This window comes from Bdellovibrio sp. CKG001, assembly GCF_055397465.1.
In genome coordinates, this window is record NZ_AP029173.1 from 1,889,740 (window position 1) to 1,912,546 (window position 22,807).

A 22,807-nucleotide genomic window follows, 5' to 3' on the forward strand; every position below is an offset into this window, starting at 1 on the left:
AAGTGCATCTATGATTGCCGGGTCGGTACTATTCAGATAGATTTTTTGCATTGTGCGGATATAGCGTAGTTGGTAGCGCGCTTCCTTGACATGGAAGAGGTCACTGGTTCAAGTCCAGTTATTCGCACCATTTTTTTTCTTTCTGCCTGATCTTTAAGTTCTCCTCTCCAGATCAAAACAAGAACTGATAAGGCACACCGGTTTGCGTAATGCCACGATAATTCAAATAGGCAATCAGCTTTTCCTGATAATTCTCTTTTAAGCTTTCTGACGTGTTTAAATACACCCGCACCTCCACGATTTTATCATCCGCATCTTTTTTCAAAGACACTTTACTGATAGCCACGCGGTTGTGCATCTGGGCCTCTTGCAGCCATTCTTTGCCAAGATCCTGCACCACCCTAGCCTGATCCGTGCCCAGACTGTGCCGACGATGGTAATCCTGATAGGACGTCACCGCTAGCACACCGCAGACTATCAAGGTCGTCCACACGGCTGTTATCACAAGATTTCTTGTCAAAGGTTTTTTCTTCATACCGTCATCACCTTAATGGGTGTCCACAATCTCAACCAAAGAAGTCAGGCCATTTTGCACGATCGGGAAGACAACCGTTCCTCGAGCGGCATTGTAGTGAATTGAATATCCGTTACAAACATAAGCAGAACTTGGCCATGGAAGTGCGGTTTCAGTGCTGGTGGCCACGTTGTATTTATAAATACGCCCTCCGCCGCAATAATACAGAACGTTCTGATTACTGGCGTTCTTAACCACCGTCATGGACGAATACATTCGCGGCAAACCTGACTTCACCGTCGTAATCACACCGCCGGGAACATAGGCTTTTAAAGTTGTAGTGCCGGTTCTAGGGGAGATCCAGCCCATAAGCTCCGTACTCCATTGCGCTGGCATATGCAGATTCGAAGACATGTTCCCCGTATCTGCCGTTGCCGTGGTGGTGCCGTCTGCTGGGTAGGAATTAACACAAAGATTCTCATTACCCGCGACATGGGACTGCGTAAAGCTGTTGGCAATGTCATATTCTTTCATGAAACAGCGATAGTTTTGTGCACTGGCATTACGTGAACTCGTCGCCACCAACAGCTTCCCGTTGGTAACAGCCATCAACTGAGCACTCTCGCCCCCTGTCACATTGATAGAAGATCCTGGCAAACCATCCGCCACAAAGTAGCCGGTTCCGCCCAATCCCACCACGCGGTAGATGTTGCCATCAGCATTTGAAATACGACCGATCCAACTTCCCTGGTTGACGTAAATATCGTCTGTGGCTTTATCCACGAAGACCTGATAACGACCACCCCACCAAGACCCTGTCAATGGCGAGGTGACTGCCGGAGATCCGCTGGTTGCATTCTGCGCATTGCCATTCCCCATCACCAGACTGATATTGCCACCCGGAGCGAATCTTCGGATGACGTTCTGAATGCCATCAATGAAAACAACATCTCCAGAGGATGTGAAGTCGAAGAAGTTTGCTGTCTGAATGCGGGCTGAAACGGCCAAACCGCCATCACCAAAGGTCAAACGCTGCCCGAACAAGGTGCGGACTTTGTTTTCACTATCCACTGTTCGAACCAGACCGTTGTCGATGAAGAAGATGCGACTGTCGGAGGTCACAAAGGCATCCATGATATTCACATTACAAGCCAATGCATCAATCCCGTCTTCGCAGAATCCGATCGCACCCGTCCCAAGAACCGGCGTCCAGGTGTTGGTGTCAGCATTGTATCGTCCCAGACGTCGACTGCCTTCAACAGAGACTAAATAGATTTTTCCATCCCGCGCAGTCACACTGGGTTTAAAGTTGCCGCTTTGGAAATTTGGCGGAGTCGGCGATGTGATTGTCTGCCCCGTATTTGGATCGATAAATGCGGGAATACCATTGGCGCCGCAGCCGGGGCAAACCGTCGGGTGGAATTGAGTAATGAGCGTCGTGATCTGTGAACTCGTCACATCAAATGCCGCCGAGAAGTGGCGGAAAAGATAATCTGCAGAAGCAATATCATCTGTAACCGGACGCCCCGTCATCCCGGTCCCTGAGATAGGCAAGCCATAAACTTTCTGATCCGAGGCCTGATAGCGCCAGATCACTTTCTCTGTGCTCAATCCATCAAAGAACAAGATGTCTCCATTTGGCAAAGCCGTCAGGGTGCAAGTATTACATCCCGAAGAGACCGTGAGTTGGAAACTGCTGGCCGCTGTGCCAGAAGCCCGGGTCGAACCTCCACCGATCAGCGTAGAGACTGTATTTGTTGTGAGGTTCACTTTGCGAATACGGTCATAGTCCATAATCAGAAGATTATTGGCAAAATCCACACTGATGCGGGCACTGGCATTACGTAATGTCGCCGTTCCAATCGGACCATCATTTATGACTCCGGTTGTGGGGATAAAGCTTTCCACAAGACCCGTCGCAGGATTGATACGCAGGATTCCGTTAAGGGTGTCCCGAACAAACACAGTTCCGTCATCGGTGATGGCAAGGGTTCCTGGAAGTCCGGACGTGGTCCCGGAGGAATTCACATTGAAGACCGCACTGTTGGCACTGCCTCCAATTCCAGTTTCGGTGTTGCCCGCTAACACCCGGAAAGCGCCCAGATTGTTGGGTAAAGCACTGGCCAATGACACCTTCTGCGAAGAATCCAAGACTGACAATCGCAATTTAAAGTAGGCCGAAGAAGGTGACGTCGTCACATAACAACCCGTATAGTTCACTCCATCCACCGAACAACCACCGTTGGCCTGATTGGAAATATTCTCCGCTTTCAAGGTGTAGTTCTTCTCATCCAGAGTGTAATAGATCTTAATATTGTTATTTGGAAGGGCCGCATCGTCAGTGATCTTCCACTTCACTATCAAAGTCTGCCCCGCCGCGACCGTCGTTTCAGTCGATGTGGGAGGCGTCGCATGAGTGTCTGCGCCAACACCGATCACGTTAACAACCGTCGCTGGCGCTCCTGGAGCATACTCCACTTCTCCTTGATCCACACCCAAGGTACCATTGCCCGCGGCACTCAGTTCTGAGATCAGACCCGCTTCACTCTTTACCCATGAGAAAATCCGGTAATGACCATTGGTCAAACCCAGAGCATAATAGAAACCGCTGAAGTTAATGCTCAAGGCCGGACTCACACCCGGAGAAGGCGCATTCACCGCCACCCAGCAGGCATCATCGACAGCGGGTGCCGAGGGCGTCTGCACACCCATCGTGTACTTCAAACAGAAATGACTGATTTTCGAAATATTATCCTGGGCAGAAAGTCCCACGGGGACCGTGCTGGAAGTGGTCGTCGCCACACCGCTATTCACAGCAAAAGAGTTTACCAGCGGTGGCGTGGAATCGATAGTCAGAGCCACAGACGAAGTCACCACAGACTCGTATCCTAATTGATCCCGGGCCGTGATTCTCACCTTCACCTGAGTGCTGTCAATTGAGGGAAGGCTCCAGTTATAACAGCCCGTGCTGCCCACGGGGACCGTGCATGAGTTCCCGGAGTTCGCCACACCCGCAGTGACCGTCTGCCAACTGGTGCCGTTGTCTTGGGAATACTCAATTTGAATCGGTGTCGCCGTAAAATTCATATCCGATGCATTCCAGGCGATGGCCCTTGTCGTACCACCTGGGAAGGCCCCAGCCTGGAAGGTTGTCAAAGCCAACGAAGGCACGGTGGTATCCAGATTCATCACCACGGACGATACTGCCGAGACATTGCCGACAAGATCCTTGGCCCACGCATAAACTGTCTTGTTTCCATCTCCTGCTGAAACCACAAAAGTTTTTCCAGCTCCGCAAGCTTCCCAGTTCGGGGATGCTAAAGCCGGAGTACTGGCTGATTCGCTAAAGATCATGTGGGTGGCATCGCCAGAGCAACCCGACACAGAGATCTCCACATTGGATAAATTGCTAGGGCTGCCAGAGGTGCGGGTCAGACTCAAGGCCGAAGGAGCTGTGCTATCAATCACCAGACTGCCTGACGACGTCGCGCTGTTGGTGTTCCCTGCCAGGTCTGTCATGGTGACACGCACCTTGACCAGACTGGAATTTATCGAAGGCAGTGTCCACGCATAGGATCCACTGTTAGAAATACTGGTCTGAATTGCCGTCCATGCACCACCATTGTCACTGGAATATTCAAGCTTTATCGGAGTCGCAGAGACATTGATGTCGCTGGCAGTCCAGGTGAGGCTCTGCACTTCTCCTCCTCGGAAGCTTCCCGAGTTCAAAGAGGTCAAAGAGACCAATGGAGCGGTCGTGTCCAATGTCATACTTTTTGTGACCGAGCTGGAGTTCACATTGCCCACAGAATCCTGAACCCACACCTGCAGAGTATGAAGTCCCTCACCCGAAACAATATAGGATGGAGTTAAACTACAAGCCTGCCATCCCGCCGCACCGGCTCCCGGAGTCACCAGAGATTCATTTATCAGAATCTTTGAAATATCGGAACAACTCGAGAGACTGAGGTTCACAGTGGCACTGTTGGAATAGACACCACTGAGCAAGCTGACCGTCGGCAGAGCCGGAGCTATTGAATCAATGGTTATTGCCGACGCCGAAGAAGCCTGGGACACATTACCAACAGCGTCTGTCGCAGTCACACGGATACGCACGACGGATGAATTCATCGTCGGCAGGGCCCAGGAATAAGTTCCCGAGTTGGCCGTGGCCGCAACAATAGAAGACCATGTACTGCCGTTATCCGCAGAGTATTCAATCTTTATCGGCGTCGCCGACAGGTGCAGATCGCTGGCACTCCAGGTGATATCCTGAGTGCTGCCACCACGATAAGATCCCGAGTTCAAAGACGTCAGACTCAGACTCGGAGCCGTGCTATCAATTTCAAAGACTGCAGATTTGATCTCACTCCAGTTTGCGGCTCGGTCCCGGGCCCGCACTCTTAAAGCTCCCGTTGTTGTGTTCTGAACAGGCACTGTCCACGAGAAATTCCAAGAGGTTGCACTAGGGTTGGTATAAGAGGTTAACTCAGAGAAGGTGGTGCCATCCGGAGCGTACTCCAGTAGCACCTGTTCCACGCCGACTCCCAAATCCACAGCCGTAAATGCCACATTCTGTACGGAGCCACCGCGGATAAGACTGGCCAGATTCTGAAGGGTCACCACTGGTGGATTCTGCTCCAGAATAATATTTGCGGAACTTGCCACCCCGGAGATATTATTACTGGCGTCCAGGGCCCACAGGCGAAGCACCTTGCTTCCATCGCCTGATGGCAGCGTGACTGCCTGGGTCTGCGATCCAGCCTGACTGCAAGTGATGTTGTAGCGGGACAAATCAAGCGGAGCCGTCGGTTCATCCACCGTCAATGCCAACTTTGAAAAGCTGGCACAATTCTCCAGTCCCGCACCTGTGTTTATCACAACTTGGATATTATTTACGCTCGTGGGCGAGGCGGTCACCAGAGTCAAGGCCGGAGCTGTGGCTGGAGCTTCGTTTTCCACCACGATCGCCTGTGAAATGCTTTTGTATGGTTTCGTCAAATCCAAACCACCCAAACCATCGTCCTTACCGATATACAACCGGATCGTGTGCGCCCCCTGACTGTTGGCCCCAGGGGTGTAAGTGGTGCTGGCGTTCGTGGAATGGTTGGTGTTATCGATTTTCCACAGATAGACGGTCTGATACGAAGGTGACCAATGACTGGCACTGACAGTCATTGAACCGGCCTGAAGCTCGCGGAACGTTGTCGGAATCTCCAGAGACAGAATCTGCGGGGACGCCTCTGCCAGGATCATCGGTTCAACACCAAGGATCTCCACAAAGGTGCCTCGGATATCCGAATTTGCTGTCAGATTGTTATAGGCTTCTTCCACCGTCCCCGCATTTTGCAGGGACGAAATCATGGATTCGATTTTTTCTTTGTTGGTCAGAAGACTTTCGACAAGTTTCTTTTTTTCGCCGGTATTTAAAATATATCCCAGCAGTGTAGATCCCTGGGACACATCCTGATCTTTAATTCCCGTCACAGGACGACTAAGAACATCCCCACAAGCTTCGATGTTCACCACCAAAGGAAACTCAGGGCGGCCTTGACTGATCTTCACCCCTATTTCGTCGGCGTTAAAAGAGTATGTCCCCTCAGCAGAAAGAGTTTTTTCCCCCAGGGATGGCTTTATCACTTCACCATTTGAGTCGAGTTTATAAATTTTGGCCGTCGCACCAGAGCAGGACAAACTTTCCGCGACTGAATTGGCGCTTTTGTTTTGCAGGGTCCCCGCGGGCTGCACCAAGAGTTTTCCCGATATATCCACAGCCTTTGGCGTCCACGCCAAAAATTGATCTGTACAAGCAGTTAAGATCATCATGCCAACAAGACCTGCGACAGATCTCCACTGCTGACATATTCTTTTTAAGAACTGATGATTCCTCAACGTACAATCTCCCATCACTTGAAACTTCTTATCGGATCCCTTCGTTACAATCCTTAACTCACTCGCAAAAAAGTGCTGCTTCATTCCTAAAATGTGGCAGCAGCACCACAATTCTCATATTACGAATTTGAGTATTTTCTTATTCGAATTAATGTGATTTCGCTTTCGGTTTTTTCTTGCGAGCACGCCGTCTCACAAGGGGAATCACACCGACAGAAAGAATGCCAAGGAACTCCCAGCCGAATCGCACTTGAATATTTGAGTTTAACAGGGATTGGGTTCCTGAAACCGGAGAACCGTCACGGTCAAAAGTATAGTCATAACTATTGTATTGTCCGAACCAATACGCTCCCACACGCAGATGCTCGCCAAATTTACGGGACACTCCCAATGAACCGTCAAACATCATCTTTGGAGAAGTCGTAAAGTCATATCCCTGGGCTGACTGCGCACTGAGAGGGTGCTGATATCGCAAGAACGCTTCATAAACCCATCCGGAATCGCCAAGATGAGACACTTTGAAACCCAAGGACCCATTCATAAAATCATTTTGCAGAATATCCACAACGCCATCACCTGCGGTGCTCAGGAAAGGGATCTCATGCCGCTGCAAACCTAAAAGCAGACTGTACCGACGAGGCCCTTGGCTGGAAAACTGGTATTGATATTCCGCGAGGTAAGAGTTCCAGTTAAATGTGTTTTCCCGCAGGGTCGCCATTGCTGGATCTGCCCGCACCTCTCCCGGCCAAGAGTTGTACTGCAACTCCAAAGAATGCTGCTCGTTAAAGTGAATTTGTGCCCCTATGATGGCCGTGGGCCCTTTTAAGGTTGCATACTTCCCCGACTCGGTGTTGTCCGAGCTTATTTGCTCCATCGAAAGATAGTTTGCACCCGTTCCCAAATAAAGATAAACCCGCCGCACATCTGGCGGCGCCGCCAACTCAGGAAGACGCAAAGTCTCTTCAACAGGGCGATCCTCAGGGGCTGAAGCTGCCACTTCTGTAGGAACTTCAGAAGGAAGATCCACCGAGGCCACGGGAGCCTGCCGCGTGCGAATTTTCTTTTTGGTGGACACATTCGATGCCTGAGTTATTTCTGTGCTCTCCAGATCTGGAGTCACCGGCGTGTGCGAGTCTTTGGCGCGAATATGAAGATGTCCAATCTTGGAAACCAAATCAGCACGCTCTGGATGACGTGAAGTCACTCTCCAGTAATACGTTCCCACCTTCAGGTTTGGAAGAAGCAATCGGCTCTTAGTTGTTTCCTCAGCGTGCACGACTCGACTGAAATCCTGAACGTCACTGATCTGGAAATCATAACTTGAGCTCAACGACGGATCGGTCCAGACAAAGATCATCGGGTTCTTCATGTGCCCACGCTCGTCCGGATCTATTTCAACAGTGGCATCTGCAAACACCATTGGTGCCAGCAATGGATAAAGTGAGAATGACGAAACAGGATTACCGGCCGGTTCAATGCCCTCCCCACGCACGCGCCAATAATAGACGCCAGGGGTGTTTAAACTCAAAGAGGCCGAAGAAGTTCCGGCCTGGCTCTTGGCCACGATTTTAGAGAATTGAGGATCGCTTGAAACCTCAACTTCAAAAGTCGATGGCATCTGGTCCGGATTACCTTTAAATTTCCAGGCAAATGAGACATCACGTTCCCGCCCCCACACAATCTGTTCAGGCGTTGGTTGCAAAAGCTCGATATCCACAGGGCTGATGTTAGCTTGCTCTGGCCCAAGCAAATACGCACCCACAAAGATCAACCCCAGCAAGGATAAACCCATTATTAGTTTAGTCGTGATCTTTTTTTGCAGTGGACCCACGTTCATAGCCTGCCCCATCGGAACGAAGAGTCTGAATTTTAAGTCTTGATTTGATCTTAAATGCTAAATTCTTACATCACAGTCGAAAATTCCCAAATTTCAGAGTTAACTCGCATTCTGTGTTTATACTCGCGTGAAAACGATTTCTAAAAATTGTTGGTAATTTGCCACGGCAGTTTTCTCCACCCCCGATTCATAAGGAAAATGTGTGGAACACCTCTGAATAAAGTGCTGCATTCTCACAATTCGCGCAGCACTTCAGTCCGCTTCACTTTTGAAAGAAAAATTCATGATCATATTTCTGATGTCACAACCGAAGAACAGAAATGGGCGTGAGGCAATTTGACTTTCCCATGCTCCTTGTTAACTTGATGTTATGTCTGTCACCCGCAACCCCTTTTATCTCCAAATTCTGCAAAAAGAACTTGCTGAACGAAGAAAGCGAAACCCACAGTATTCCCTGCGGGCCTACGCCAAAATGCTCGGAATGAATTCGGGCTCTCTATCACATATTCTTGAAGGGAAACGACGTCTGCCTGCTAAAGCCTGCCTGACTGCGTGTGATAAATTGGGACTCACCTCTGAACAGCGTAGACTGTTTATCGAGAGTGCAACAGGACCTGCGACGCAAAAACTGCGCCCACATTCCACAGCTCCGGGGGGACGTGAGGCATTGAGTCTTCACTTTTCATTGGATCGAAAAGATCTGGAGCAGATCAAGGATATGCTTATCCAAATGCACCGAAAGTCTCTGGAAGCAGAAATGAATCCTGCAAAAAAGCAGATCTATGAGGTGACTTTACAATACAAGCCTGGCAGCTCACGCTGAGCGACCAAGCCCACTGAAAAGTTAGACTTCGATAAGTCTATTTACAGGAAGCCTGAAACACCACATTCTGCGCGGCAAACACAACGTCGTAGTGACCTTCCAGCGTGTTGTAGTTCATCGTCAGGCGGCCCGCATTCAGATAAGCGCCACCAAATACAGCCTGCAGATCACTGACAGACACGATCGCATCCAGCTGACCAGCGGCTAATTTCTTTGACAAAAGTCCGTCAGCAAAATGAGAGTTCACATAAGTCGTCGAAGTTTCACCATCCATCGCATAAACGATAACGGATAGTTTTTCATGATTCTTATCCAAGGACTCAACCTTAATATCCATATCAGCAATATCACCCATGCGACAGATCAGAGTCTTGCTTTGGGCATTCGCGGTAATGGACAAAAAACTCATCACAACAAGTATTAGTATATTTTTAATCATCGCAGTCTCCGTTTTATTTAAAAAGGATAAAACTTGACCACAATAAACCAAGGCCAACAATTTATTCGAATTATTTGAATTTAATAAATGAAGTGCATGTAAGAACTTCCGACTTGTAAACAAACTCAACAACCCGGAAACGCACACTCCTATCGCGATATAAAATCAGCCACTTTCTGAGTCACCCTGTCATCCTTCAGAATCCGCCGGTGCCCCAAACCTTGAGTGACCAAAAGTTCGGTGCCAGGCCACGCTTCGTGGATTTCAAGCGCCGCTTTAAATCGAACTTCCTTGTCACCTTCATCATGCACGATCAACGCCGGAACACTCAGGTCTTTTCCAAGACGCCCCACATTCATAGCTGAAGCTGGCATACCAACCTTCAGCTCAAGACTGCGCAAGAAGTGCTTCTGCGCCAATGAACTTATGCCGATCGATCGAAGATAGTTTTTTACAACCAGTTCGTAATGCGACGGCCCTGCCACTAGCACCAGCTTTTCAGCCTTCATACCGCGCTGAACTGCCAGCACCGAACAGCCCGCACCAAATGAATGGGCCACCACGGCCTTTAACGGCCCCAGCGCTCTTTGCACCTCAATCATAAAACGGGCATAATCACCCACATTGGTTCTTAAGCCGTCCGAGGACCCATGCGCCGGGCCGTCCACAGCAACCACGCGGAAACCTTTCTCAACCAAAGGTTGGGCAAAGGCGCCCATCTGTGTTCCCCGTCCGCTCCAACCATGCACCAGCAGAACCACCGGGCGATTCATCGATCCCCAGGAATAAGCAGCGATTCCACCAGGTAATGTCGTTTTCTCTGAAGTCTGATAAAACCCTTCTTCAGAAGAAGGACGCGGCACCCGGGTCGGAGTTAAGAATAATTCCTCTGCCCACAAAGCCGTCTGCCGTGGCAGCATCCAGGAAAGATACCGCCACGAGCCGATCCACATTTTCTGCCTGAGGGACATCTTCATAAATCACGGTCTTTCTACGATCGCCGTCACACCCATCCCGCCTGCAGTACAGATGGAAATCAAACCACGGCCAGAGCCTTTTTCTGCCAACATCTTCGCAAGACTTGCCAGAATTCTTCCACCAGTGGCGGCAAATGGATGTCCCAAAGCAAGACTTCCGCCTTTGACATTCATCTTGGTGCGATCAATTGAACCCAGAGCCTTTTCTTCACCCAACTTACGGCAGTAATCATCAGATTCCCATGCTTTCAAAGTGCATAAGACCTGACCTGCAAAAGCCTCGTGAATTTCATAGAAATCAAAATCCTGAAGCTTCAGATTGTTTCGGCGTAACATGCGCGCAACCGCATGAGCTGGCGCCATCAGTAAACCTTCACCATTTACGTAGTCCACCGCCGCATATTCAGCATCCACCAGATAGGCCAATACCGGAAGATCATGCTTCTTTGCAAAGTCTTCGCTACCCAAAAGCACGGCAGAGGCTCCATCAGTCAAAGGCGTGCTGTTTCCGGCTGTCAGCGTCCCAGTCCCGCTGAAATCGAAAGCGGGTTTGAGTTTAGCCAGCTTCTCCATTGTGGTATCAGCCCGCACAAAGGTGTCTTTATCAAGACCTTTGAATTCAAACACCAGGTCCTTATAGAATCCAGACTCGTAAGCCTTCGCCGCGTTCTGATGACTGTGATATGCCAACTCATCCTGCGCCTCGCGACTGATCATCCAGTCTTTGACCATCATTTCACAATGCTGTCCCATGGATAACCCTGTGCGCGGCTCCTGCACATTGGGAAATCGGGGTTTTAAATAGCTCAGCTTTAATTCAGAAAATTTCTTCAAGCGCGCAGACAGTGATTTTTCCTTTTGCGCTTCCATCATGATCCAGGAAAATTCATGCGGCAAGACGCCCGCAATGTCACTGTTGGTGTCCGTACCACCAGCAATACCACTTTCAATCTGACCTGCCGCAATTTTTAAAGCAATGTGTGCGGCTGTTTCCAGTCCGGTCCCACAAGCTCGCTGCACATCATATCCCGGAGTGTGAGGGTCCAGCCCGGCCCCCAGCAGGGATTCGCGCGACAGATTCCAGTCCGAAGCATTTTTCATCACCGCCCCGAGAGCCACATCCCCCAGACGAGCCCCGCGCAGATTGGTTTTATCAACCAAATTCTTCAGCGTAGCGGTCATAAGCTCCCGATTCGAAGTGCGGGAATAATTCGTAAAGGACTTTGTAAAAGGGGTGCGAGATCCGGCCAGAATTGCCACGGGTCGAAGTGTCTTATTGCGAGTCATATCTACCTTTCCTTTTTTTCTTGCTACCTACCTACCGATAGGTAGATAATAGGTCAGAGTGATAAACAAAGCAAGGACTGAGAATGGATACACGAACACGCGCCCTGGACTTGGCTCGTCACTACCTGCAAACCCTTGGATTCAATGGGTTTAGCTTTCAAACGGTAGCTGACGCTCTGGGCATTCGTAAAGCGAGTCTTCATTACTATTTTGCATCAAAAGAAGACCTGGGCATGGCATTGATTGAGGACTATCGCACGCACTACGAAAACTGGGCGCGCAAGAACGCTTCTTTGCCTGCGCTTGAAAAACTTGAATTGCTGTTTGTCATGTTTAACAAAATTGCGTCGGACGAACACAAAATATGCCCCGTGGGAGTTCTAACTGCCGACTTTAACAGCCTGTCCAAACCACTTAAGAAAAAGATTTTGGAATTTCACCTGGGACAACGTGCCTGGCTGATCAGAACATTTAAAGAAGGACTTGAACAGAAATCCTTGCGCAAAGATCTGGATATTGAAGCCACCGCAGAACTATTCCTGTCCAGTATTCAAGGCGGATTACTGATGGCTCGCCTGCGCAATGATCCAAAAGTCTTCAAAGATCTTTGCAAGAACCTGTTAAAGAGTATAACAGCGACTTAGCATCACTCGGAGCGAATCGACAGACCATGCACGCTTTACATCGTGATATAACTGGAGGCGGAAACATCTGAATCGATCTCCGAAATTCACAAAAACTAATCGTGAGACAAAAGGTGCCAGTCCTTCAGACTGTAACGTCCCAGGATCTTTTCAAGCTCGCCAGAACTCCGAGCACGCATAAACCAGTTGTTCAAATGCTGAGGCACAGAGCCAAATTCAGGCTCCTTGGGAACACTTACCATTACCAACGAACTAAATCCCGCCACCGAAGTAGGTACCAACTTCAAACTGACACCCGACTTGCGACCCATGGAATAACTCAGAAGATTATAATCTCCCAAAGCCATATCAACCCTTCGATCAGTCAGCATCTTTACCATACGATCGACAACATCCGATCCTGTCAGCTTGATCACTTTACTGGAGCGGCTTTCAGACAAAAACTCCGGTCCTTCGCCGCTGCCAACATCGGCATAGACGACCTTGCGCGAAACAAGCTCATCCACATCAATCAGGGATTCTTTAAATGCGTTGGGAACAAGCGCCCCCAGGTAGCTCATCCCTAAAGACGGTCCCACGATCCGGATATCCGGCAGATAGCGAACAAGATAGGCCGGAACGATAACATAGTTAAACTTTCGTGCCTGAAGACTTGCCACCGCCCGGGTGTTAGAGATGCTCTCTATTTGCAGAATGAATCCCTGCTCTAACGAGACCTCTTTCAAAATATCATAAATATAGCCACCCCAAACACCCGGACCTTTTTCGCAAAGATACGGGCAAAGCGGAGCCGCGCCGATTTTAACGATCAAACGATTCGAGGAACGGGGACTCTCAACAACCTTACTGGTGGTGGTGGCGGGTTTAAGGATCGCCGGGGGCGCCTTGGGCGCTGGAGTCGGTCGCCCCATCCACCCGGGATAATCTTTTAGACTTTGCGCCGTGACCGGATAGGTCGGCACCAGCACCTTGGGTGCCACACGTTTCTTCTTAAGGTAGGAAATCAAGGCCCGCGCAGTTTCCCGTCCCAATTCGGCGCAAAACTGCGCGGAATCGATGATGGTCAGACGTTTGTTCTTTATGTTCTCCACAGAAGCCGGATCACCGTCAAAGGTCGCATGTTTGATCTCAGTCCTTTTCTTGTCCCAAAGGGATTTGACGATGGAAAGGCCGCCACCGTCATTGACCGTCACAATCAAATCCACACTTCCTTTATCCGGAAAGTCTTTCAGGAACTCTTTCGCCGCTGCCTCGCCGGAACCGGGATCCACCGCCTCGTATCTTTTAAGAACCTTGAAGTTACGATCGCGCGATCTTAAAGAGTCAAAGAACCCATCGACTCGATCCATTGTGGAAGAGACCCGCGGATACTCAAACACCACAATCCGGATGGTTTTTCCTTTTTCAAAAAAACTGTCGACATAGTCCCCATTGTCCCGTCCCCCCTGATAATTATCACTGGAAAGAAACGAGGCCAGATTCCCATTTACGATGTACTGATCATAGGCAATGATCGGAATGCCCTTCGTGTTGGCCTGCTGCAGCCCCCGCGCCAAGGCCGAATTGTCGGTGGGTTGAATCACAATTACATGAGGGTTTCCTTTGAGGGCTTCATCCATCTGCTGAATCTGGTTCAGAACACCACGTCGCCCTTCTCCGGCCACATAACTTTGCAGATTGATCTTGTCAGCACCTGAAGAGTTGAACTTGTGAATCTCCTCTTCAAAGCCCTTGCGCATGGCCATCTGGCCCTCGATCTTCATACTCCAGTACAAGACCGGAACATTCCAATTAGTTTCAGCAACTGAGGATTGAAAGAAAAAAAATGCAGTACAAAAAATAAATAGAAATAGTCCCACGCAGGGATTGTACCCGAGTACGGCACCGACTCCAAACAGGCAATCCATGATTACTATCTGTTAATATTTCGTCGGTGCTCCGTCACACTCCAGGATATACTTAGGAACAAAACAATCTAGTATAATTCAACACGGTCATTTTCGCGGAAGCCTGAGCCTGAGTGAATCACGGCAATAGCCCCATCATTTCCAAAATAACTGATCACTTCCAAAGTCCCCTTCAGTCGTCCGGGCACGCGACCAATATGCCCCCCGCTTTCAGGGTCATAGATGTCATCACCATCCTCGGTCACTTTCAACAGATCCCCGACCTGAATTCCGGAAACTCTGCCAACATTCAGATAAATGCGGTCCCCGTTGATAGCAGCAATACGACCTTCCCAAGTGACCTTATCCAGGGAAGCCAGCACCTGAGGGGTGAAGTCCAAAAAAGCATCCTTCACAATCACGGTAATCATCTCGGGATTGTTGGCCAGGAACTTGTCTGTCTCCACACGCTCGCCGACACGCACACCTTGTTCTTCAACGGTGACGGTCTTGATCGTGTTGAATACTTCGCGCCCGGCACGTCCCGTGACAACTCGAACCTGCGCAACCACTTCAAAAGCCGTGGTCAGGTGACGGACCACACCGACGTTGTCCGCTTTGCGCTTGATTCGAATATCAATGATCTTTCCCTCCAGGACCGTGCTGACCCCCAAAGCCTGGGCTTCTTTGGCGATCTCTTGAAGCTTGTACTGACCATTTTGAATGTTCTTGGCCAGATCCACCTTCAATTCACGACTGTCCAGGGCGATCACTTCGCCTGTGCGATTCAGATCTGCGATAAAGGCACTGCGGGCCTGATCGCGAAGCTCCTGGGGTCTTTTATCCCCGGCATCCAAAAAAGGCAGCACCATGATTCGCTTGCGAGGCGCAGAATCATCACGACGAGCTTCATAATTCACATCCTTGATTTCACGTCGCAAAGTCGGGTTGGTGCGATCAAAAGTCGTACAGGCCCCCAAACAAAGTACTACAACTGCCAACAGGAAATTCTTCACAGCCAACTCCTTTTTACTGTGCCCACTTCAAAACAATTTCATTTTGCCCTTCAGAAACACGAGACAGCTTTTTGCCGTCCAGATCCAGGGCTTCCAGCTTCCCAATCAATTCTGCCGCCGGAACCGATGTATCCACCTCAAAGCTGACAGAGTCCGCACTGACCAGGCGTTCACGGATGTTTTTCACTTGAGTCAATTGAGAACGGATCTTTTCCTTAACCCCTTCCCAGACTGGAAGCGCCTGACGCCCTTTGATCGTCAGGCGAATCACAGAGGTGCCAACCGAGCCCCGCTGCCAGGCTTCCATCACTTGTGCAGCAAGATCATTGGCAGTGCCTTCCAAAACCTCACGCAGCTTTTTATCCACGGCACTTTCAAAAGAACCACCATCCGTATCAAAGCGACGGGACACGTCCGCGATAGCACGACCATTGCTGACCTGAATCGCGGTCAGACGAAGTTCAATGCGATAGTTCTTAGTCTCTCCCTTCGTCAAATTCACTTGCCCATCGACAATCACCGGTGCATTGAAAAACTGAGCAAAGAACTGTGCGTCTTCACCACCGACCTTTTCATTCTGAAAGTCTGCAGGCACATTGGCCGCAAGCCCTGCCTCCTGAGGCTTAATCAGGTAAAAATTATTTTTCTGGAAAGCTCCGCGCAAAGCCTCTTCCAACAAGCGGCCTTCCTTCAAAAGGAAGCCCGCCGGATTTTTATCCAGGGACAACCACCAGCGGTAGCTGCGCCCCTCGACCCGATCCTGCCAGCTGATCATTGGAAGCACCACCGGAGCCGCATCGTTTTCATTCAACAGGGAATTGTCCTGAAGCATCTGCTTCAGGTCTTTCAGCGACACCTTCATCGCCACAGACATTTTAAATTCCTCACCGGCCTGGGTCATTGCTGACGGTTTGGTGAAGGGAATATATCGGGCAGAGTTTCTGATAATCTTGCTCTGAATCAGGGATTTGTTTTTAAGAAATCGATCGCTGCCGATGAGTTCCTGAATAATTTCCTCAGAGACCTTCTGAAAAGCCTCATCCTGGATCACCTTTTTGGCGACCTGAGGGTTGGTTTCCTTGGACACCCCTGAGTAAGTTCTGTCGATCAGTTCCGTTTGCTGTGCCTTTGCGCCGAAGCCCAAAGCGAAGATCATACCTGCTGCTGCCACTACACTTGCTAAACGCATTCCTAGCTCCTCAATTCAATAAAGTCAGTTCTTCCAAACAGAGAATGAACGCCTTCAAAGAATTCATTGTTCACATTGATCCCTTGAGCTTCCTCCATCTCCATCAAAACACGGCGATTGAGCTCGGCCATCTCGATTTCCAGGCTGACTGAAGTTGTTCCGGGGAACTCCTTCATCAAAGACTGCAATCGAGGATAGTCATCAGGATCTATCTTATCCAATCTTAAAACCATTCGCTTGGTTTTTTTAAGAATATCTTCCAACGGGGACACGGTATCGACCATGATTTTAGCGGCCCCTTCCTCTACTTCCAGACCACCGCCCACCAGAACAGGTCGTTCATCGCGAAGCTGCGCCTCAAAACGAGCGTAAGAATCCGGGAAAATCACCAACTCGCAGCTTCCGGTCAGATCCTCGACCTTGCCGAAAGCCATACGTGTTCCTTTTTTCGTAATCAACTCACGAAGCTCCGTGATCAGCCCCGCCACAACCACACGCTTCTTTCCAGCGTCCCGGTTTTTCCAGTCTTTTTTGGCCGCCTTCAGCGCTTCCGCCTCCGGACTTCCCGGGGCTGGCATCTGTGCCGGCAGGTCGATCACTTTGCATGTCGTCCAAAGCTCTGAAAGAGTGTCAAAACCCTTCAACGGGTGATCACTGAGGTAAAAGCCCAGGACCTCTTTTTCATAGGTCAAAGACGCGGTACGAGCCCAGGGCTTCACATCCTCCAGAGTCACTTTAGTCTCGGTGGAAGGCCCCAGATCAAATAGGGAAGATTGACCCATCTCGCGATCTTTTTGCAAGCCAATCGCGCGGTCCAGATACTTCTGATAACCGGCCATCAACTGAGCACGATGAGCCCCGAAACCATCAAAAGCTCCGGCCTTGATCAGACACTCAATCACTTTCTTATTCACACGACGAGTATCGATGGAATTAAAGAACTCATCCAAAGAAGTGAACTTCTTATCCGGCAGATTGTTGCGGGCCTCGATAATAGCCTCCACCGCATTCTGACCGACTCCCTTAATCGCCCCCAGGCCGAAATAAATTTCATCACCATGAACGTCGAAAAGATAGTCAGAATAATTCACGCTGGGTGAACGCACGATCAAACCGCGCTTGGTCGCATCCTTGGAGTACTTTACGATTTTATCTGTATCGGAAAGTTCGGTACTCAGAAGAGCCGCGAAAAACTCTGCCGGATAGTGACACTTCAACCAGGCCGTTTGCAAGGTAACAACTGAATAAGCGGCCGCGTGGGATTTATTGAATCCGTAGTCGGCAAACTTATACATCAAATCAAACAGATCGTTCGAGCGCTGTTTGTCATGCCCGCGTTCGATCGCCCCTTGCATGAAGCGTTCACGGTGCTTGTCCATTTCCTCTTTGATCTTCTTACCCATCGCACGACGAAGCATATCCGCTTCACCCAGGGAATACCCGGCAATGCGAGAGGCGATACCCATAACCTGTTCCTGATAGACCATGATCCCGTAGGTCTCGGACAGAACCTCACGGGTGTCTTCCAGCAGGTATTCCACCGGGGCTTTTCCGTGCTTACGATCGGTAAAGTCCGGAATGTTCGCCATTGGACCCGGACGATACAAAGATGTGATCGCGGTGATATCGGCAAATGAAGAAGGTCTGATTTTACGGGTGGCATCGGTGATGCCCTCACCCTCAAACTGGAACACCCCGGCGGTGTCCCCGCGGGACATCATTTCAAAGGTGGCCGGATCATTCATCGGAATCATCTGCGACAGTATTTTTTTGCCGCGATTTTTCACAATCAGTTTCAAGGCGTGATTGATATGAGTCAGGGTCTTCAACCCCAGGAAGTCGAACTTGATCAAACCGATTTTTTCGGCGTGCTTCATGTCGTACTGAACAACCTGCTCGCCATCAGCACCCTTGTAAAGCGGAGCATGACGAACCAGTTGTCCATCGGCGATGATAACCCCCGCGGCGTGGATACCGGCATGGCGAACCATCCCTTCCACTCTTTGCGCCAGATCCATCAGCGTGTTGACGGTCGGATTCATCTCCATCATTTCACCGATACGAGGCTCCATTTCCATGGCCTCTTTCAGGTTGATGCCGAGTTTTTCCGGAATCAACTTTGTCACGGCATCAACTTCCGGGAACGTCATTCCCAGAACTCGGCCCACGTCCTTGATGGCGGCACGGGCCTGCAATTTTCCATAAGTGATGATCTGCGATACGGATTCCTGACCATACTTGCGGGTTACATACTGAATCACTTCCTGACGACGATCCTGACAGAAGTCGATATCGAAGTCGGGCATCGAGATACGTTCCGGATTCAGGAAACGCTCAAAAAGAAGGAAGTTCGGAATTGGATCCAAATCGGTGATACGCAAAACATAGGCAACCAAAGACCCTGCACCCGATCCCCGTCCCGGGCCCACCGGGATATCATTGGACTTGGCCCAGTTAATGAAGTCTTGAACGATCAGGAAGTAACCATTAAAGCCCATACGATCGATGATGCCCAGTTCGTACTCAAGGCGTTTGTCGTACTCAGGCTTTTTATCCTCTGGCACCGCTTCACCGCGCGCAGCCGCCTCTTCAAAACGCACCAACAATCCGGCCTTTGCCTTGCGGGCAATATCCTCTTTCAGCGACAAACCATCTTCCGTCGGGAACGTTGGCAGGTGATAGATCGGCTTGCCTTGATCGTCTTTCAATTTGAATTTTACATCACAGCGTTCAGCAATTTCCAAAGTATTGGAAATGGCCTCGGGGATATCAGCAAAAAGCTCCTGCATTTGCTCAGGCTTTTTCAGATAGAACTCATCCGTCCCCAAACGGAAGCGGGACTCATCACTCAGGGTTTTATTTGATCCAATGCAGATCAATACTTCCTGAGCCATCTGATCATCCTGGGTCATGTAATGAACGTCATTGGACGCCACTACTGGCACACCCACGATCTTGGAAGCCTCCAGCAGGAAGGGATTAATGCGATCCCACTCGGAAACTCCGGTGCGACACATTTCCAAATACAGGCGGTCGTTGAAAATCTCCTTCAACTGACGAATTTTTGCCAAGGCCGCATCAGGACCTTCCCGCAAGAAGGCTTCCGCCACTTCCCCCCGCAACCCCCCTGTCAGGCAGATCAGGTTTTCATTGTACTGCTGAATAACCTCGTAATCGATACGCGGCTTCCAGTAAAAACCCTCCTGATAACCTATCGAGGAAAGTTTGCACAGATTGCGATAGCCTTCGTTATTTTGCGCCAACAGCACCAATCGCCTTGGACCGGAACTGACTTGATCACGATCTTGCTTTTTCTCTAAACGTGATCCGGGAGCAATATAGGCATCCAGCCCCAGAATCGGTTTTACGTTGTTGTCCTTGCAGGCAAAGAAAAATTCAACAGCACCGAACATATTGCCGTTGTCAGTAAGAGCCACGGCCGGCATCTGCATCGCAGCTGCTTTTTTAGCAATGGCTTTAACCCGGCAGGCGGCTTCCAAAAGGGAGTATTCTGAATGGACGTGTAAATGAACAAAAGACATGACAATTTCATATCTTAGCCCCCTTTTTGATTCAATAAAAGGGGGTATTCCAGTGCAACTTTCACACTGCGTTACATTGTTCGGAGCTGCACGATGGGATGAATAGAAACTCCCTCAGGAATTTGGGCCGAATTCAGATCCAATCTGTCGTTTTTTACTGGAATTTTGATGACTTTCTGACCTAGACCCGCATCCAAGACGACTTTAAGAAGCACTCCGGAAATATGATTGGGAAGGGTTGTTCCGTCGACATTCCACAAGGTCGCCTGATCTTCACGGAATTCGATCTTATCACTGTTAGGAGCTGTCGGATCCTTTTCCAAGCGAACCTCTAATACACTGGGCGCATAACCTTCTTGAACTTCCATATCCACCTGGATTTTCTGACGAAGCATTTCATTGGCATATTTGATCAACAACGTGGCTTGTTTACCTGCCACCGGATCAACAAAGTCACGATCGCGCGTGCTGTCTTGAGAAATCACACCGATAAACCGAATCGCCAGAGGCGAGTTAGGAACTTCCAAAGAGAAAGGCTGAGTTACTTTCTGGCGATAGTTGAAATCATTGAACGACATAAGCAAACGACCTGTTTCCAGATTAAACAGTCGATACCCCGTCATTTCCGCACAACATCCCACCTGCCCTGACACCAATACAGGATAACTGTCATGCACGGTGAGTTCCGTCACAGTTTCTGTTTTCCCCCAGAGCACCTGCTGCAAGCGATCCCCCTTGCGCACACTCCAGGAAATACTGCCCGAAATGCCCTCTGCATCCAGGTACTGCTCTGAAGTCTTTGCACTGGAAACAAGGAACAGTTCATCCCCGCCCTCTTCCGTATAACGACGGTAGGTCTGATAGTCCTGCGAGGCCCGCTGAATAACCCGCATTCCCTCTTCAGTCTGTTTTAACTTAAAACTAGAAATCCCCGAACTTTCAAAAAGAATCTGCCCGGCAGCAGCCAAGGCCGCCACACAGGAAAGAACGATCAATAATGTAATACCTTTAGAAAATTTCTGAAGTGCTTTTGTTTTCATTTCATCGAGGCTAACAAAGCCCCACCAACAAAAGCAGTTACAGAAACATCATTAAAAACATAAAAGGTACCTGCTCACTTTTGCAGAAGCTTGGCGTCAAGGGCCGATTCGCGGACCTTGAAAAGTCTAATAGGAATCAAACCTCAATAAGGCAGCATGATGACTTGCTGCTTCTGCAAAAGTGAGCAGGTACCTTGGATTATTCCCACTCGATGGTGCCGGGGGGTTTACTGGTGATGTCGTAGACGACGCGGTTGACACCTTTGACTTTGTTGGTGATCAGATTGGACACCTCACGCAAAAACTGGAATTCAAAGGGATACCAGTCGGCGGTCATACCATCGCTGGAGGTCACAGCACGCAACGCCAGCACGTGATCATAGGTCCTGGAGTCCCCTTGAACACCCACGGTCTTTACCGGCAAGAGCACACAGAAAGCCTGCCAAATTTTCTCATAAAGACCGCGCCGACGAAGCTCTGAAATATAAACTTCATCCGCCTCTTTAAGAATTTTCAATTTCTCTTTCGTGACCTCACCCAACACTCGAATGGCCAAGCCAGGTCCCGGGAAGGGGTGACGCCACAACATTTCCTGAGGCAAACCCAACTGCGCCCCCAGCGCACGCACCTCATCCTTAAACAGTTCACGCACCGGCTCGACCAAACCAAGCTTCATCTTCTCTGGCAGACCACCTACGTTGTGATGCGATTTAATCGTCACACTGCCGCCGATCGAAGACACACTTTCAATCACGTCCGGATACAGCGTCCCCTGGGCCAGCCACTTGATCGGCAAACTGTGATCGTAGCTCTTATCAAAAACCTCGATAAAAACACGACCGATGGTCTTGCGTTTGTCCTCCGGATCCTCCTTGCCTTTTAACTCAGACAAAAACTCTTCCGAGGCATCCACGCCCTTCACATTCAAACCGATGCCGCGATAGGATTCCAAGACACTTTCAAATTCATTTTTTCGAAGCAATCCATTATCAACGAACACACAATGAACCCGCTCTGCCCCCAAAGCCTTGGTCAGCAGTGTCGCCACCACGGTGGAATCCACCCCACCACTTAAGCCCACCAGAACATGATCTGTCGGACCCACTTTTTCCTGAACTTCCTTGATCAATATATCTTTAATATGAGGTGCATCCCAGTCGGCTGGAGCCTGACACATGCCTGAGGCAAAATATTTCAGAAGATCCAAACCATGATCCGTGTGCGCCACTTCAGGATGGAATTGCACAGCCAGAACACCTGGCCCCTGCATCGCCGCAGGATGATGACCGTCTGACATACCAATGATCGAAAAACCTTCCGGAACCTTCTCAACCACGTCGCCGTGGCTCATCCAAACTTTTTGTTTTTGCGGAACCCCTGGAACCGGACTGGACCATGTTACATAATTCAAGCCGTACTCACGATGATCCGCCTTCGTGACTTTTCCACCCAACTGATGAGTCAAAAGCTGCATCCCATAACAAACACCCATCACAGGACTTATGTTACGAAGCTCTGCGACGTCTCTTTGCGGAGAACCTTTTTCATAAACCGAGTTCGGACCACCGCTAAGGATGATTCCATAGGGATTTTTTTTGCGAATCTCTGCCGTAGGATATTCGAAAGAATGAATTTCTGAATAAAAACCCAGTTCGCGCAAGCGGCGGGCGATGAGCTGTGTGAACTGGGAACCGAAATCAAGAATAACAAAACCACGCATA

14 protein-coding genes and 1 tRNA gene are annotated in these 22,807 nt (G+C 49.6%); 3 read left to right on the forward strand and 12 right to left on the reverse strand.

All coding sequences use genetic code 11. The features are described 5' to 3' along the window. The first annotated feature begins 54 nt into the window (after positions 1-54). Positions 55-130, forward strand: a tRNA-Val gene (locus tag ACZ50P_RS09130). A gap of 42 nt (positions 131-172) precedes the next feature. Here ACZ50P_RS09130 and ACZ50P_RS09135 read toward each other — a convergent pair. The 3 genes from ACZ50P_RS09135 to ACZ50P_RS09145 all read right to left on the reverse strand — a co-directional run bounded on the left by ACZ50P_RS09135 (position 173) and on the right by ACZ50P_RS09145 (position 8,243). Further along, the gene (locus ACZ50P_RS09135) at positions 173-535 is read right to left on the reverse strand and encodes a hypothetical protein (RefSeq protein ID WP_464130715.1); all 363 of its coding nucleotides are present in this window, start codon (positions 533-535) and stop codon (positions 173-175) included. Positions 536-547: 12 nt separating this feature from the next. Next, positions 548-6,340: a hypothetical protein gene (locus ACZ50P_RS09140; RefSeq protein ID WP_464130717.1), complete on the reverse strand. Its 5,793-nt coding sequence runs from the start codon at positions 6,338-6,340 to the stop codon at positions 548-550. A gap of 214 nt (positions 6,341-6,554) precedes the next feature. Beyond that, positions 6,555-8,243, reverse strand: coding sequence for a hypothetical protein (locus ACZ50P_RS09145; protein ID WP_464130718.1), 1,689 nt, complete (start codon positions 8,241-8,243; stop codon positions 6,555-6,557). Positions 8,244-8,613: 370 nt separating this feature from the next. On the opposite strand from ACZ50P_RS09145, the gene ACZ50P_RS09150 reads away from it, so the two are divergent. Next, entirely contained in the window at positions 8,614-9,066 is a 453-nt protein-coding gene (locus ACZ50P_RS09150; protein ID WP_464130719.1) for a hypothetical protein, read from the forward strand. 37 nt (positions 9,067-9,103) lie between these two features. On the opposite strand, the gene ACZ50P_RS09155 is transcribed toward ACZ50P_RS09150, so the two are convergent. The 3 genes from ACZ50P_RS09155 to ACZ50P_RS09165 all read right to left on the reverse strand — a co-directional run bounded on the left by ACZ50P_RS09155 (position 9,104) and on the right by ACZ50P_RS09165 (position 11,769). Next, complete coding sequence (locus ACZ50P_RS09155) at positions 9,104-9,505, reverse strand: hypothetical protein (RefSeq protein ID WP_464130720.1); 402 nt, start codon at positions 9,503-9,505, stop codon at positions 9,104-9,106. A 149-nt stretch (positions 9,506-9,654) separates the two neighbouring features. Continuing rightward, on the reverse strand, positions 9,655-10,482 hold the full coding sequence (locus tag ACZ50P_RS09160; protein WP_464130722.1) for an alpha/beta hydrolase: 828 nt from the start codon (positions 10,480-10,482) through the stop codon (positions 9,655-9,657). Between the two features lie 3 nt (positions 10,483-10,485). Further along, positions 10,486-11,769 (reverse strand): acetyl-CoA C-acetyltransferase, encoded by a 1,284-nt coding sequence (locus tag ACZ50P_RS09165; protein WP_464130723.1) that lies wholly within the window; start codon positions 11,767-11,769, stop codon positions 10,486-10,488. 83 nt (positions 11,770-11,852) lie between these two features. Between ACZ50P_RS09165 and ACZ50P_RS09170 the strand changes: the two genes are divergently transcribed. Further along, positions 11,853-12,413: a TetR/AcrR family transcriptional regulator gene (locus ACZ50P_RS09170; RefSeq protein ID WP_464130725.1), complete on the forward strand. Its 561-nt coding sequence runs from the start codon at positions 11,853-11,855 to the stop codon at positions 12,411-12,413. Positions 12,414-12,508: 95 nt separating this feature from the next. Here ACZ50P_RS09170 and ACZ50P_RS09175 read toward each other — a convergent pair whose 3' ends face one another. The 6 genes from ACZ50P_RS09175 to guaA form a co-directional block, all read right to left on the reverse strand. Further along, positions 12,509-14,176 carry a substrate-binding domain-containing protein gene (locus ACZ50P_RS09175; RefSeq protein ID WP_464130726.1) on the reverse strand — a complete coding sequence of 556 codons (1,668 nt, stop codon included), beginning with the start codon at positions 14,174-14,176 and terminating at the stop codon, positions 12,509-12,511. 212 nt (positions 14,177-14,388) lie between these two features. After that, entirely contained in the window at positions 14,389-15,315 is a 927-nt protein-coding gene (locus ACZ50P_RS09180) for a hypothetical protein (protein WP_464130727.1), read from the reverse strand. A gap of 13 nt (positions 15,316-15,328) precedes the next feature. After that, positions 15,329-16,504 (reverse strand): hypothetical protein, encoded by a 1,176-nt coding sequence (locus ACZ50P_RS09185; protein WP_464130728.1) that lies wholly within the window; start codon positions 16,502-16,504, stop codon positions 15,329-15,331. Positions 16,505-16,506: 2 nt separating this feature from the next. Then, entirely contained in the window at positions 16,507-20,046 is a 3,540-nt protein-coding gene (gene dnaE, locus ACZ50P_RS09190; RefSeq protein WP_464121297.1) for a DNA polymerase III subunit alpha, read from the reverse strand. 71 nt (positions 20,047-20,117) lie between these two features. Further along, positions 20,118-21,086 carry a hypothetical protein gene (locus ACZ50P_RS09195; RefSeq protein ID WP_464130730.1) on the reverse strand — a complete coding sequence of 323 codons (969 nt, stop codon included), beginning with the start codon at positions 21,084-21,086 and terminating at the stop codon, positions 20,118-20,120. A 199-nt stretch (positions 21,087-21,285) separates the two neighbouring features. Continuing rightward, entirely contained in the window at positions 21,286-22,806 is a 1,521-nt protein-coding gene (guaA, locus tag ACZ50P_RS09200; RefSeq protein ID WP_464130731.1) for a glutamine-hydrolyzing GMP synthase, read from the reverse strand. Between the last annotated feature and the right edge of the window lies 1 nt (position 22,807).